Origin of the sequence: Pseudomonas sp. RL_105y_Pfl2_101, assembly GCF_963970585.1 — a bacterium.
Classification (GTDB): domain Bacteria; phylum Pseudomonadota; class Gammaproteobacteria; order Pseudomonadales; family Pseudomonadaceae; genus Aquipseudomonas.
Window position 1 is genome coordinate 57,455 of record NZ_CAXAPG010000016.1, and the last position, 12,995, is coordinate 70,449.

The following is a 12,995-nucleotide window of genomic DNA, read 5'->3' on the forward strand; positions in this document are numbered from 1 at the left end:
TAAAAAAAAGGCGACCTTTGCAAGTCGCCTTCTCGATCAGCGCTTTTGGCCTCTGATCTTAAGATTCGATTCCAGCGAGCTGGTTTCAAAAATGGTGGGTCGTGTGGGATTCGAACCTACGACCAATTGGTTAAAAGCCAACTGCTCTACCAACTGAGCTAACGACCCAAAAATGGTCGGGGTAAGGGGATTCGAACTCCTGACATCCTGCTCCCAAAGCAGGCGCGCTACCGGACTGCGCTATACCCCGTTTGAAATGGCTCCGTGACCAGGACTCGAACCTGGGACCCAATGATTAACAGTCATTTGCTCTACCGACTGAGCTATCACGGAACTGATATTTCAAGCTACAACATTGAAGCAAGCTTCAACCTCTTCTACTCTTACGCATCGCTGCGTTCGTGTGTCTGAGGCGCGCTATTCTACAATTTTAAAAACCTCTGTCAACCCCTTAAATTGCTTTCAAGACAATGATTTGCAACTTATTTTCGATTCCTTCTCAGCGAGAAGTAACCCTTGGGGTGACTGACTGCGGGGCGCACTTTACAAGCCTTTTCCTTTGAGTTCAACGGTCTGATGAAAAAAATGGCCTCGCAAAGCAAACACGCCCTGTGGCAAGCGATGGACTGTGTAGGAGCTGCCGAAGGCTGCGATCTTTTGATCTTTCGCTTCAGACCCTGGCGTCAGAGGAAAGATCGCAGCCTCGTTGCACTCGACAGCTCCTACACAACTCCTACGACACCCTCCAGCGGGAGCAAGCTCCCTCGCCACAAAAGCCTCGGCACTCTACTCAGTTGAAGACGATTTCGTCGTTCTCCACTGTACCGGTCACGGTTTCGCCCGGCATGAATCGACCCGACAGGATCAACTGCGCCAGCGGGTTTTCGATCCAGCGCTGGATCGCCCGCTTCAGCGGCCGTGCGCCATAGACCGGGTCGTAACCCACCGCAATCAGCTTGTCCAACGCCTCGTCGCTCAATTGCAGTTTCAGCTCACGCTCGGTGAGGCGACTGCGCAGGCGACCCAACTGGATCTCGGTAATGCCGGCAATCTGATCACGGGCCAACGGCTCGAAGATCACCACTTCGTCGACCCGGTTGATGAACTCCGGCCGGAAGTGCGTAGAGATCGCGTCCATCACCGCCGCGCGCTGCGCCTCGCGGTCGCCCACCAGTTCCTGGATCTGCGTCGAACCGAGGTTGGAGGTCATCACGATCACCGTGTTGCGGAAGTCCACCGTGCGCCCGTGGCTGTCGGTCAGGCGACCATCCTCCAGCACTTGCAGCAGAATATTGAACACGTCCGGGTGCGCCTTCTCGACCTCATCGAGCAGGATCACCGAGTACGGCTTGCGACGCACAGCCTCGGTCAGGTAACCGCCCTCTTCATAACCGACATAACCCGGTGGCGCACCGATGAGCCGTGCCACGGAATGTTTCTCCATGAACTCGGACATGTCGATGCGCACCATGGCCTCTTCGGTGTCGAAGAGGAACTCGGCCAGCGCCTTGCACAGCTCGGTTTTACCGACCCCGGTCGGGCCGAGGAACATGAACGAACCGCTCGGCCGATTAGGGTCCGACAGCCCGGCACGGGAGCGGCGCACGGCATTGGACACCGCCACCACCGCCTCTTCCTGACCGATCACGCGCTGGTGCAGCAGGCTTTCCATCTTCAGCAGCTTGTCACGCTCGCCTTCGAGCATCTTCGACACCGGAATGCCGGTCCACTTGGAGACCACTTCGGCGATTTCTTCCTCGGTGACCTTGCTGCGCAGCAACTGGTTTTCGCTCTTGCCATGCTGGTCGACCATTTGCAGGCTGCGCTCCAGGTCCGGGATCACCCCGTATTGCAGCTCGGCCATGCGGTTGAGGTCGCCTTTACGGCGGGCCGCTTCCAGTTCCTGACGGGACTGTTCGATCTTCTGCTGGATCTGCGCCGAGCCCTGGACTTCGGCTTTCTCCGAGTTCCAGATTTCCTCGAGGTCGGAATACTCACGCTCGTGACGAACGATCTCTTCCTGCAACCTTTCCAGACGCTTCTTCGCCGCGTCGTCGCTTTCTTTCTTCAGAGCCTGAGACTCGACCTTGAGTTGAATCAGGCGCCGCTCCAACCGATCCAGCACTTCGGGCTTGGAGTCGATTTCCATGCGGATGCGACTGGCCGCCTCGTCGATCAGGTCGATGGCCTTGTCCGGCAACTGACGGTCGGTGATGTAGCGGTGGCTGAGCTTGGCCGCCGCGATAATCGCGCCATCGGTGATCGCCACCTTGTGGTGAACTTCGTAGCGTTCTTTAAGGCCGCGCAAGATGGCGATGGTGTCTTCCTCGCTCGGTTCTTCCACCAGCACTTTCTGGAAGCGCCGCTCGAGGGCTGCGTCCTTCTCTATATATTGGCGGTACTCGTTGAGGGTGGTCGCGCCGACGCAGTGCAACTCGCCACGGGCCAACGCAGGCTTGAGCATGTTGCCCGCGTCCATCGAGCCTTCGCCCTTACCCGCACCGACCATGGTGTGCAGTTCGTCGATGAACAGGATGATCTGCCCTTCCTGCTTGGACAGCTCATTGAGCAGGGCCTTGAGGCGCTCTTCGAACTCGCCACGGTATTTGGCACCGGCGATCAAGGCCCCCATGTCCAGGGACAACAGGCGCTTGCCCTTGAGGCCGTCCGGCACTTCGCCGTTGATGATGCGCTGGGCCAGGCCCTCGGCGATGGCGGTTTTACCGACGCCAGGCTCACCGATCAGTACCGGGTTGTTCTTGGTACGGCGTTGCAGCACCTGGATCGTGCGGCGGATTTCATCGTCGCGACCGATCACCGGGTCGAGCTTGCCTTCCTCGGCGCGCTTGGTCAGGTCGACGGTGTATTTGTCCAGCGCCTGGCGCGACTCTTCGTGATTGGCGTCGTTGACCGCTTCGCCGCCACGCAGGTTGTTGATGGCATTTTCCAGGGCTTTCTTGCTCACGCCTTGGCCTAGCAACAATTTTCCGAGTTTGCTGTTCTCGTCCATGGCGGCGAGCAGCACCAGCTCGCTGGATATGAACTGATCGCCCTTCTGCTGAGCCAGGCGATCGGCCTGATTGAGCAGCCGCGCCAGGTCCTGGGACATGTTCACGTCACCGGTGGGGTTCTGGATCTTGGGTAACTGGTCGAGTTCCTTAGCCAGCTCTTTGCGCAGGCTGTTGACGTCAAAGCCGACCTGCATCAGCAAGGGCTTGATGGAACCGCCCTGCTGTTCGAGCATGGCCTGCATCAAATGCGCCGGTTCGATACCGGGATGGTCCAGGCCGACGGCCAGGGACTGGGCATCGGACAGGGCCAACTGTAATTTGCTGGTTAAACGATCAATACGCATGGATCACCTTCCTAATGAGCAGGCCGGACCTTGGAAACATCCTGAATGAAGAAACCTGCCAGATACCGTTATAGATGCGGTCGATTCTGGAAGATTCAAGCCGGGCGCCCTTGATACAGATCAGAGAAGTCTAGCGTTCGATCCAGATCAGCGAAGCAAAGCGACCGGTGCGCGGGTTGCGGCGGAAGGAAAAGAAACGAGGGTCAGTCACGGTGCAGAGACCGCCACCGTAGACGGCCGTGACACCGCGTGCGGCCAGGCGCAGCCGTGCCAACGCGTAAATATCGGCCAAGAACTTGCCGGTGTTGCGGCTCGCGGCAAAGGCTTGTGCCGCCTGGGGCAGTTGCACGATGAAGGCTTCACGGACTTCCGGCCCGACTTCAAACGCCTGCGGACCGATGGCCGGGCCGAGCCAGGCAAGGATTTCATCCGCGGGCACAGCAAAGCTGTCGAGGGTGGCTTCCAGCACGCCGTTCGCCAGCCCGCGCCAGCCGGCATGGGCCGCCGCGACACGGGTGCCGGCACGGTTGCAAAACAGCACAGGCAGGCAGTCCGCCGTCATCGCCGTGCAGGCGATACCCGGCGTGTCGGTCCAACTGGCATCGGCGGTCGCCACCTGGCTCGGATCAGCCTCGACCACGGCAATGCCATGGACTTGCTGCAACCAGGCCGGGGTGATGGCGAATTGATCAGTGAGGCGACGACGGTTTTCGGCGACGGCCGTAGGGTCGTCGCCCACATGGTCACCCAGGTTGAGGCTGTCGAACGGCGCCAGGCTGACCCCACCCGCACGGGTCGTGACGCAGGCCTTGACCCGGGCCGGCGCAGGCCAGTCGGGTATCAGCCAGTCATTCATCCGATGAACGCCTCGCGGTCCTGCTTGAGCAACGTCAGCAGCCAGACGAAGTCATCCGGCAACGGCGACTCCCAGCTCATGCGCTTACCGGTCGTCGGGTGATCCAGCTCCAGGAAACGTGCATGCAGCGCCTGGCGCGGGAAATTCTTCAGCGATTCGACCATGGTCTGGCTGGCAGCCGGCGGAATGCGGAAACGACCGCCGTAGGCCGGGTCGCCCACCAACGGGAAGTTGATGTGGGCCATGTGCACACGAATCTGGTGGGTCCGGCCGGTTTCCAGCTTGACCCGTACATGGGTGTGGGAACGGAAACGCTCCAGCACGCGATAATGGCTGACCGCCTGCTTGCCGCCCTCCATCACCGCCATGCGCTGGCGCTGCTGGCCGTGACGACCGATGGGGGCGTTGATCTTGCCACCCGCGGTGACGACCCCGATCACGATGCATTCATAGATGCGGCTGACGCTGCGGCTTTGCAGCTGTGTGACCAACTGTGTCTGCGCCTGGATGGTCTTGGCCACCACCATCAGACCGGTGGTGTCCTTGTCCAGGCGATGGACGATGCCGGCACGCGGCACATTGACAATGTCCGGTACGTGGTGCAGCAAGGCATTGAGCAGGGTGCCGTCGGCGTGGCCGGCGGCCGGGTGGACCACCAGGCCCGCAGGCTTGTTGATCACCAGGATGTCATCGTCTTCGTAGACGATGTCCAGGGCAATGTCCTGGGCGACCCATTCTCCCTGGGCCTCCTGTTCGGCAGTCAGTTCAAGAATGGCGCCGCCGTGGACGATGTCGCGCGGGCGGATCACCACCCCATCCACAGTCAGGCGGCCGTCCTTGATCCAGGCGGAAAGGCGCGAGCGAGAGTGCTCGGCAAAGAGTTGTGCGGCGACTTGATCGAGGCGTTGGCCGCCCAATTCGGACGGCACCTCTGCGCGAAGTTCTATTTTATCGGACATGCTCGGACTGGGCGTCGGCACAGCCTTTGGTTTCGGCTGCGCGCTTGTGGTTAAATACGGCGTCTTTTGCCCCGAGGCTTTCAACGGGGCGCTCATCATAACAGGACGGCCCCGCCCAAGACAGCGGCCGTCATAGGGACGCAAGCCGCCATGCAAGTGAAACACCTGCTGCTGATCGCCATCCTCGCATTGACTGCTGCTTGCTCGTCGAAGGAAGTCGTAGACGAAAACCTGAGCGAAGTCGAACTGTACCAACAGGCGCAGAACGACCTGGATAACAACAGTTATACCAGCGCCACCGCCAAACTGAAGGCGCTGGAGTCGCGGTATCCGTTCGGTCGGTACGCCGATCAGGCCCAATTGGAGTTGATCTACGCCAACTACAAGAACGCCGAACCGGAAGCCGCCAAGTCCGCCGCCGAGCGTTTCATTCGCCTGCATCCGCAGCACCCGAACGTCGATTACGCCTATTACCTCAAGGGCCTGACCTCCTTCGACCAGGACGTCGGCCTGCTGGCACGCTTCCTGCCGCTGGACATGACCAAGCGTGACCCGGGCGCCGCGCGCGACTCCTACAATGAGTTCGCCCAGTTGACCAGCCGCTTCCCCAACAGCCGCTACTCGCCGGACGCCAAGCAGCGCATGATCTACCTGCGCAACCTGTTGGCCTCCTACGAAATCCACGTGGCCGACTACTACCTGACTCGCCAGGCCTTCGTCGCCGCCGCCAACCGCGGCCGCTATGTAGTGGAAAACTTCCAGGAAACCCCTTCGGTGGGTGACGGCCTGGCGGTGATGACCGAAGCCTACCAGCGCCTGCACCTGGACGAACTGGCGGCCACCAGCCTGGAAACCCTCAAGCTGAACTACCCGGATCACCCCTCTCTGGTCGATGGCCAGTTCACCCCAAAGGTCGACGAAGCGGACAACCGTTCGTGGCTGAGCAAGGCGACCCTGGGCCTGATCGAGTCCCGCCCACCCCTGCCGCCAGGAGAGACACGCGCCAACCAGGACGTACAGCGCCAGTTCCAGGATGCCAAGGAAGCCATCCCGAACGAACTCAAGCCCAAGGATGAAAATGGCGACGTGATCGAGGAAGAAGAGCCTGAAAGCGAGTCCAGCGACCGCTCCTGGTTCAGCCACCTGACCTTTGGCCTGTTCGACTAAGACCAAGGTATTCACAAAAGGGAGACCCGATGGTCTCCCTTTTTTTATGCCTGGGTTTTATTGCGCTGTGCGCCGTTCCTGTCCTTGGCTAAACTGCCTGATCTCTAGTCAAAAAGCCGCCCATCATGCTTCGTTTATTGATCTTGTTCGCCGTCGTCGCCTCAGCTATCTGGATCTTTCGCGGGGTGAAGAAGACCAGCGCCCGCGCGTCCCGTCCACCCCAGGAACAGGACGCACCGCCCATGGTCCGTTGCGCCCATTGCGGCGTACACCTGCCCCGTGACCGGGCGCTGGCCCTCGAACAACAGTGGTATTGCAGCCAGGCTCACCTCGAGCAAGGCCCAGGCAGTCGTGAGCGCTGAGGCCTCAAACCCGCGCGAAAAACAGGCACAGCGCCTGCTGCGCCTCTATCACCTGTATCGCCTGAGCATCGGCATCACCCTGGTGCTGCTGATTTCCAGCAAACTGGACAACCGCCTGCTGGAGTTCGCCAATGACGACCTGCTGCGCAGTGGCAGTTGGTTGTATCTGGTGCTGAATATCCTGCTGGTGGTGTTCCTTGAGAACACCCGCCGCCCTGCCCGGCTGTTCGGCCTGGCAGTCACCGACGTGCTGCTGCTCTCGTGGCTGTTCTTCGCCGCGGGCGGTGTGCCCAGTGCCATCGGCAACCTGCTCATTGTCTCGGTGGCCATCGGCAATACGCTGTTGCGAAGCCGGGTCGGCCTGTTGATCGCCGCTGTCGCCACGATCGGTATCGTCGGGTCGACTTTTTTCCTTGGCCTGAGCGACTCAAACCGTCCCAGCAGTTATCTGCAAGCCGGCACCCTGGGGGCATTGTGCTTTGCCGCCGCCCTGCTGGTACAGGGCCTGACCCGGCGACTGGAAGCCAGTGAAACCCTGGCCGAGCAACGGGCCAGCGAGGTGATCGGCCTCGAAGCGCTCAACGCACTGATCCTGCAACGCATGCGCACCGGCATCCTGGTGCTCGACCGCGAGCGGCGCGTGCAATTAGCCAACGAAAGCGCCTTGAACCTGCTGGGCATGCACGACCTGGTCGGCCAGCGGATCGATGACTATTGCACCGCCCTGGTCGAACGCCTGCAATTGTGGCTGAACAACCCCAGCCTGCGCCCCCCCAGCCTGACCGTGACCGGCACAGGCCTGACCCTACAACCGAGCTTCATCGCCTTGGGGCATTACGACCAGCAGCAGTTCCTGGTATTCCTTGAGGACCTGGCCCAGGTTGCCCAGCAGGCCCAGCAACTGAAACTCGCCTCCCTCGGGCGCCTCACTGCTGGCATTGCCCATGAAATCCGCAACCCCTTGGGCGCCATCAGCCACGCAGCGCAATTACTGCGCGAATCCGAGGAACTGAACGACGCGGATCGGCGTCTGACGCAGATTATTCAAGATCACTCCCAACGAATGAATCGCGTCATTGAAAACGTCCTGCAGCTGTCTCGCCGCCAGCAAACCACCCCTCAACGCCTCGACCTGCGGACCTGGCTCGACCCATTCGTCCGGCAGGCCCGCGAAAGCATGGCCGAGCACCAGCACTTGCACCTGAGCATCGACCCGGGCGACTACACCACGCTGATGGACCCCGACCAGTTGACCCAGGTAGTTGATAACCTGCTGCGCAACGCCTGGCGCCACAGCGCAATGGCCCACGAACAGGCCCAGGCCTGGCTGAAACTGTTCATCGACCCCCACAGCCAGCTGTCCACATTGGACATCATCGACAACGGCCCCGGTGTAACACCCGAGCAGCAGGCGCATTTGTTCGAACCCTTCTTTACCACCAGCAGCCAGGGCACCGGCCTTGGGCTCTATCTGTCCCGTGAGCTGTGCGAAAGCAACCAGGCCCGCCTAGACTTCAAACCACGCCAAGGCGGCGGCTGCTTTCGCATCACCTTTGCTCACGGACGGAAACAGATTTGAACAATCGCTCACGGCAACGAATCCTGATCGTCGATGACGAACCGGACATCCGCGAACTCCTGGACATCACCCTGGGCCGGATGAAACTCGACACCCGCAGCGCCAAGAACCTTGCCGAGGCCCAAGCCCTACTGGCGGGGGATGCCTTCGACCTCTGCCTGACCGACATGCGCCTGCCCGATGGCACCGGCCTGGAACTGGTGCAGCACATCCAGCAACGTTACCCCCAACTGCCCGTGGCGATGATCACCGCCTATGGCAGCCTGGAAACCGCCATCGACGCCCTCAAGGCTGGCGCCTTCGACTTCCTGACCAAACCGGTCGACCTGGGTCGGCTGCGGGAGCTGGTCACCAGTGCCCTGCGCCTGCCGCCGGTTACCACGCCGGGCACCACCCTCGAGCGCAGCCTGCTGGGCAACTCGCCCCCCATGCTCAGCGTGCGCAAGCAGATCGAAAAACTCGCCCGCAGCCAGGCTCCGGTGTACATCAGCGGGGAATCGGGCTGCGGCAAGGAACTGGTCGCCCGGCTGATCCACGAACAAGGCCCTCGTGCCAACCTGGGCTTTGTACCGGTCAACTGTGGGGCGATTCCCACGGAGCTGATGGAAAGCGAGTTTTTCGGCCATCGAAAAGGCAGTTTCAGCGGCGCCATCGAAGACAAGCCGGGGCTGTTCCAGGCCGCCCATGGCGGGACCTTGTTCCTCGATGAAGTGGCCGACCTGCCCTTGGCGATGCAGGTCAAGCTGCTGCGAGCCATCCAGGAAAAGGCCGTGCGCGCCGTTGGCGGCCAACAGGAAGAAGTGGTGGATGTACGCATACTCTGTGCGACCCACAAAGACCTAGACGCCGAAGTCGCCGCCGGGCGCTTTCGCCAGGATTTGTATTACCGGCTGAACGTCATCGAACTGCGCGTCCCGCCGTTGCGTGAACGCCGTGAAGACATCGAGCTGCTGGCCAACCACATGCTTCAGCGCCTGGCAGCCAACACCGGTAGTCCACCGGCCAAGTTGCATCCCCAGGCGTTGGACGCTCTCAGGAGTTACCGCTTCCCGGGCAACGTGCGGGAACTGGAGAACATGCTCGAACGGGCCTACACCCTTTGCGAACAGCAGCAGATCGAAGCGGATGATCTGCGTTTGGCCGAGGGCAATAGTACTACTGAGGCAGGTAATCCCGATTTGATGCAGGTCGACAACCTGGAGGATTACCTGGAAGACGTCGAGCGCAAGCTCATCCTCCAGGCGCTGGAGGAAACCCGCTGGAACCGCACGGCGGCGGCGCAGCGGTTGAAGTTGTCGTTTCGGTCGATGCGGTATCGGTTGAAGAAGCTTGGGCTGGATTGAGCCACGGTTTTGAAGCTCACGCTTACCCCTGTGGCGAGGGAGCTTGCTCCCTTGCCACGGGTTTCATGTTTGCCGCCGCGACTATCTTCCGTCCGCAGGCGCCTGCTCGTCCAGAACACGATTGGCCAGTAATTCACTCAGCTCAATCAACTGCAGTACCCCCAAGGCAATATACCGTCTCGAACCGTCAAGCTCGAAAGCCAGATCGCTGATTGTTGCGTTGGCGGAGGCCAGGGTTTCGCTGAGGTTGGTGAGGAGGCATTCGGTGTCGATGCCGGCCACGACAGTGAATAACTGGTTTGAGGCGGGTTTCTTTTTGGTTTCGGGCTTTGGGCCGAGGTAATAGTCGAGGGCGCGTTTGGCGGCTTCATCGAGCTTTTGGTGATCAGGATCGACGTGGGTTGACGAGGAACCTGTTTCTGGGGGGTTGGGTGTATCTTTAATCATTGTGCATCTCCAAGTTTTTGGAGCTGTCACCGATCGCCGCGACGCGATTGGAGGTGGCAGCTGTACGCAGGTTCGCGGACCGAACTTGGAGCTTCGGCATACCCGAAGGTATCCCACGCACAGCCAACCATGACACAACGACAAATACCGAAGCACCGTCGTCGGCTGGAATTATGCACCAAGTTAACGGGCCGCGACGCCCGGACGCTGAATTGGCAGCGACGGGAAAAGGTTAGCCAGAGTTCTTCCCACCCGGCAACCGCCAGAACTCGTCGGAAAATTCGGCTCGAATCAGAATCTTGTCCGACCATTCCCACAAAGCTTGGTCGGCTGTGAGGGCGGTGTGTATATCCGTTTCTGCGGTAACGGCTACTTAGGGTTCCGCCCTGACGGCGGGTCACTTTCGAAAAGCGCGAAAGTAACCAAAGCGCTTTTGCCCCACCACTTGGCACCTCGCCTAGGCTCGGTGTGCCCTCACTCCGGCATTGCTCCGTGGGCCGCCGCGAAGGGCCATCCATGGCCCAGCGCGGCTATCCCGGCATCCATGCCGGGATGCCCACTCCACAATGCCTGCGTTCGGCCAGCGTGGTTAACGGGGCGCCCGAGATCAACGTCCACCGCGAGGCGGCCTAACAGCCGACCTGATTTAGGGTGATCGCGTTTCTCCTGTGGGAGCGGGCTTGCTCGCGAAGGGGCCGGAGCATTCAACATATTCATCGCCTGTGCCGCCGTCTTCGCGAGCGAGCTCGCTCCCACACTGGGTCGGCGACGATCTACAGATTTTTGGCCACTGCAAATCCCTGTGGGAGCGAGCTTGCTCGCGATAGCAGTGGATCAGCTTGCATCAGCCTTGGATGTACCGCCGTCTTCGCGAGCAGGCTCGCTCCCACAATGGGATCGGAGTACGACCGGGAGAACCAGGCCGGCTGTCAGGCCGCCTCGCGAGCAAGCTTTGCTCCCACAGGTCCTGCTCAAACAGATTTGACGGGTGTACGACCGGGAGAGCCAGGTCGGCTACTAGGCCGCCTCGGGGCGGACGTTGATCTCGGGCGCCCCGTTAACCACGATGGCCGAACGCAGGCATTGATCCGTGGGCATCCCGGCATGGATGCCGGGATAGCCGCGCTGGGCCATGGATGGCCCTTCGCGGCGGCCCACGGAGCAATGCCGGAGTGAGGGCATGCCGAGCCTAGGCGAGGCACCGAGTGGTGGGGCAAAGCGCTTTTGCTTACTTTTGGCGCTCTTCCAAAAGTGAGCCGCCGTAAGGGCGGAACCCTAGGCAGCCGTTACCGCAGCAAGGGATATGTACTCGATCAACACACCGCCATCGCAAGCAAACTCGCTCCCACAGGAAAAACCGAACCTTACAACCGCCCCGCCGGCGCATACGGCGCAGGATCAATCACCGGCTCACGCCCCAACATCAAATCCGTAAACAACTGACACGACGCCGGCGCCAACACCAGCCCATTGCGATAATGCCCGCAATTCAACCACAGCCCCGCAACCCCCGGCACCTCGCCGATATAAGGAATGCCTTCAGGCGACCCAGGCCGCAACCCAGCCCAATGCCCGACCACCTCGGCACCGCCCAACGCTGGAATCAACTGCTGTGCCGAAGCCTTCAGGCTCTCCAGCGCCGTATCCGTCGGGGTCTTGTCAAAGCCTTCACGCTCCAGCGTACTGCCAACCAGAATATGCCCATCACGACGCGGAATCGCATAACGCCCCTTGGCCAGGACCATGCTCGACAGAAAATCCGACGCGCACTTGTACAGAATCATCTGGCCCTTGACCGGCTCAACCGGCAACTTCAAGCCCAAGGTCTTGAGCAACTCGCCACTCCAGGCACCGGCGGCCAGCACCACCTCATCGCCACGAATTTCGCCAGCAGAACTGTGCACGCCCACTACACGCCCACCGTCGCGAATGAACCCACTGACTTCGCACTGCTCATGAAGCGTGACGTTCGGCAGCGCCAGCAAGGCAGCCTTGAGGGACTTCACCAACCGGGGATTGCGCACGTTGGCCACGTCGGCCATGTAGATCGCCCGGGAAAAACCCGCGCCCAACACCGGCACGGCATCGTGGACAGCCGTAATATCCACAGCCCGCATCGGGCGCCCTTGCCGCTCGGCCCAGGCCAGCGCTTCGTCCTGATCGTCCAGGTCCAGCCAATACAGACCGGTGACATGCACTTGCGGATCGATCCCGGTAGTGGCGAACAAGCGCTCGCCCAGCTGTGGATAAAAATCCTGCGACCAATGGGCCAGCGCCGTGACCGCCGGGCTGTAGCGCCAGGGGTACAACGGCGACACGATACCGCCGCCGGCCCAGGACGATTCCTGACCGACACTGGAACGGTCCAGCAGCAGCACACGCTGCCCTTCTGACGCCAGATTGAACGCCGTCAGCAGGCCAATGACTCCGCCGCCGACAATCACCACTTGCTGTTGCCTGGTCATGTTCTGATTCGACTCACTAAAACAAAGAGCGCAAAAACGCGCCCGGATAAAAGAAACTCAGCGGCCCCAACAATCCTTGGGGGTCACCCCGGCGGCAGCATTTTCGATGCTTCGTACCCCGGTATTGGTGATCTTGAAGTCACCGCATTTGTCCGTCGCCATGGACGAGCCGCTCTTGCGCACAGCCGTCAGAATGAAGCTCTGGTCCGTTGGTACCAGGTTAATGGTGTAGAAATCGTTGCCGCGGCTCAGGCCAGTCGCTTCGGTGTAGCGGTTGTTCTTCGAGTAGTAGCGCTCGAGAATCTGCGCCTGCTCTGATAACAGCCCGGCAATTTCGGTGCGCCGGCCCTTCTTCATGTATTCGGTCAGGCTCGGATAGCCAATGGTGATCACGATACCGATGATCGCAATCACGATCATGATTTCGATCAAGGTGAAACCCCGGTTGGATCTGCGCATGCC

At 60.7% G+C, this 12,995-nt stretch carries 11 protein-coding genes and 3 tRNA genes; 4 read left to right on the forward strand and 10 right to left on the reverse strand.

The window, feature by feature from the left end; genetic code table 11:
- Positions 1–92 precede the first annotated feature (92 nt).
- The 6 genes from AACY31_RS17745 to rluD all read right to left on the reverse strand — a co-directional run bounded on the left by AACY31_RS17745 (position 93) and on the right by rluD (position 5,170).
- Positions 93–168: transfer RNA gene (locus AACY31_RS17745), tRNA-Lys, on the reverse strand.
- 5 nt (positions 169–173) lie between these two features.
- Positions 174–250, reverse strand: a tRNA-Pro gene (locus AACY31_RS17750).
- Between the two features lie 7 nt (positions 251–257).
- Positions 258–333, reverse strand: a tRNA-Asn gene (locus AACY31_RS17755).
- A 457-nt stretch (positions 334–790) separates the two neighbouring features.
- Positions 791–3,355, reverse strand: coding sequence for an ATP-dependent chaperone ClpB (gene clpB, locus AACY31_RS17760; RefSeq protein WP_339492079.1), 2,565 nt, complete (start codon positions 3,353–3,355; stop codon positions 791–793).
- Positions 3,356–3,485: 130 nt separating this feature from the next.
- Positions 3,486–4,211 carry a peptidoglycan editing factor PgeF gene (pgeF, locus tag AACY31_RS17765; RefSeq protein WP_339504899.1) on the reverse strand — a complete coding sequence of 242 codons (726 nt, stop codon included), beginning with the start codon at positions 4,209–4,211 and terminating at the stop codon, positions 3,486–3,488.
- Entirely contained in the window at positions 4,208–5,170 is a 963-nt protein-coding gene (rluD, locus tag AACY31_RS17770) for a 23S rRNA pseudouridine(1911/1915/1917) synthase RluD (RefSeq protein ID WP_339481658.1), read from the reverse strand. Before rluD ends, pgeF begins: the two co-directional genes overlap by 4 nt.
- 150 nt (positions 5,171–5,320) lie before the next feature.
- Between rluD and AACY31_RS17775 the strand changes: the two genes are divergently transcribed.
- From AACY31_RS17775 to AACY31_RS17790, 4 genes are all read left to right on the forward strand, one after another.
- Complete coding sequence (locus tag AACY31_RS17775) at positions 5,321–6,337, forward strand: outer membrane protein assembly factor BamD (protein WP_339481660.1); 1,017 nt, start codon at positions 5,321–5,323, stop codon at positions 6,335–6,337.
- Positions 6,338–6,462: 125 nt separating this feature from the next.
- Complete coding sequence (locus AACY31_RS17780) at positions 6,463–6,699, forward strand: PP0621 family protein (RefSeq protein WP_339481661.1); 237 nt, start codon at positions 6,463–6,465, stop codon at positions 6,697–6,699.
- On the forward strand, positions 6,689–8,278 hold the full coding sequence (locus AACY31_RS17785) for a two-component system sensor histidine kinase NtrB (protein WP_339481662.1): 1,590 nt from the start codon (positions 6,689–6,691) through the stop codon (positions 8,276–8,278). Before AACY31_RS17780 ends, AACY31_RS17785 begins: the two co-directional genes overlap by 11 nt.
- Positions 8,275–9,621 carry a sigma-54-dependent transcriptional regulator gene (locus tag AACY31_RS17790; protein ID WP_339504901.1) on the forward strand — a complete coding sequence of 449 codons (1,347 nt, stop codon included), beginning with the start codon at positions 8,275–8,277 and terminating at the stop codon, positions 9,619–9,621. Before AACY31_RS17785 ends, AACY31_RS17790 begins: the two co-directional genes overlap by 4 nt.
- Positions 9,622–9,702: 81 nt before the next feature.
- Here AACY31_RS17790 and AACY31_RS17795 read toward each other — a convergent pair whose 3' ends face one another.
- From AACY31_RS17795 to AACY31_RS17810, 4 genes are all read right to left on the reverse strand, one after another.
- Positions 9,703–10,068 (reverse strand): DUF6124 family protein, encoded by a 366-nt coding sequence (locus AACY31_RS17795; protein ID WP_339492085.1) that lies wholly within the window; start codon positions 10,066–10,068, stop codon positions 9,703–9,705.
- A gap of 1,017 nt (positions 10,069–11,085) precedes the next feature.
- Complete coding sequence (locus AACY31_RS17800) at positions 11,086–11,250, reverse strand: hypothetical protein (protein WP_185047044.1); 165 nt, start codon at positions 11,248–11,250, stop codon at positions 11,086–11,088.
- 182 nt (positions 11,251–11,432) lie between these two features.
- Positions 11,433–12,533 (reverse strand): glycine oxidase ThiO, encoded by a 1,101-nt coding sequence (thiO, locus tag AACY31_RS17805; RefSeq protein WP_339481665.1) that lies wholly within the window; start codon positions 12,531–12,533, stop codon positions 11,433–11,435.
- Positions 12,534–12,590: 57 nt separating this feature from the next.
- Positions 12,591–12,992, reverse strand: coding sequence for a type IV pilin protein (locus AACY31_RS17810; RefSeq protein WP_339481666.1), 402 nt, complete (start codon positions 12,990–12,992; stop codon positions 12,591–12,593).
- Positions 12,993–12,995 lie beyond the last annotated feature (3 nt).

Excerpts from the sequence above, each read along its gene's own strand:
- AACY31_RS17795 (WP_339492085.1), bottom strand. The coding sequence starts at position 10,068 with ATGATTAAAGATACACCCAACCCCCCAGAAACAGGTTCCTCGTCAACC.
- AACY31_RS17800 (WP_185047044.1), bottom strand. The coding sequence starts at position 11,250 with ATGCCCTCACTCCGGCATTGCTCCGTGGGCCGCCGCGAAGGGCCATCC.
- pgeF (WP_339504899.1), bottom strand. The coding sequence starts at position 4,211 with ATGAATGACTGGCTGATACCCGACTGGCCTGCGCCGGCCCGGGTCAAG.
- AACY31_RS17810 (WP_339481666.1), bottom strand. The coding sequence starts at position 12,992 with ATGCGCAGATCCAACCGGGGTTTCACCTTGATCGAAATCATGATCGTG.
- AACY31_RS17775 (WP_339481660.1), top strand. The coding sequence starts at position 5,321 with ATGCAAGTGAAACACCTGCTGCTGATCGCCATCCTCGCATTGACTGCT.
- AACY31_RS17780 (WP_339481661.1), top strand. The coding sequence starts at position 6,463 with ATGCTTCGTTTATTGATCTTGTTCGCCGTCGTCGCCTCAGCTATCTGG.
- thiO (WP_339481665.1), bottom strand. The coding sequence starts at position 12,533 with ATGACCAGGCAACAGCAAGTGGTGATTGTCGGCGGCGGAGTCATTGGC.
- rluD (WP_339481658.1), bottom strand. The coding sequence starts at position 5,170 with ATGTCCGATAAAATAGAACTTCGCGCAGAGGTGCCGTCCGAATTGGGC.
- clpB (WP_339492079.1), bottom strand. The coding sequence starts at position 3,355 with ATGCGTATTGATCGTTTAACCAGCAAATTACAGTTGGCCCTGTCCGAT.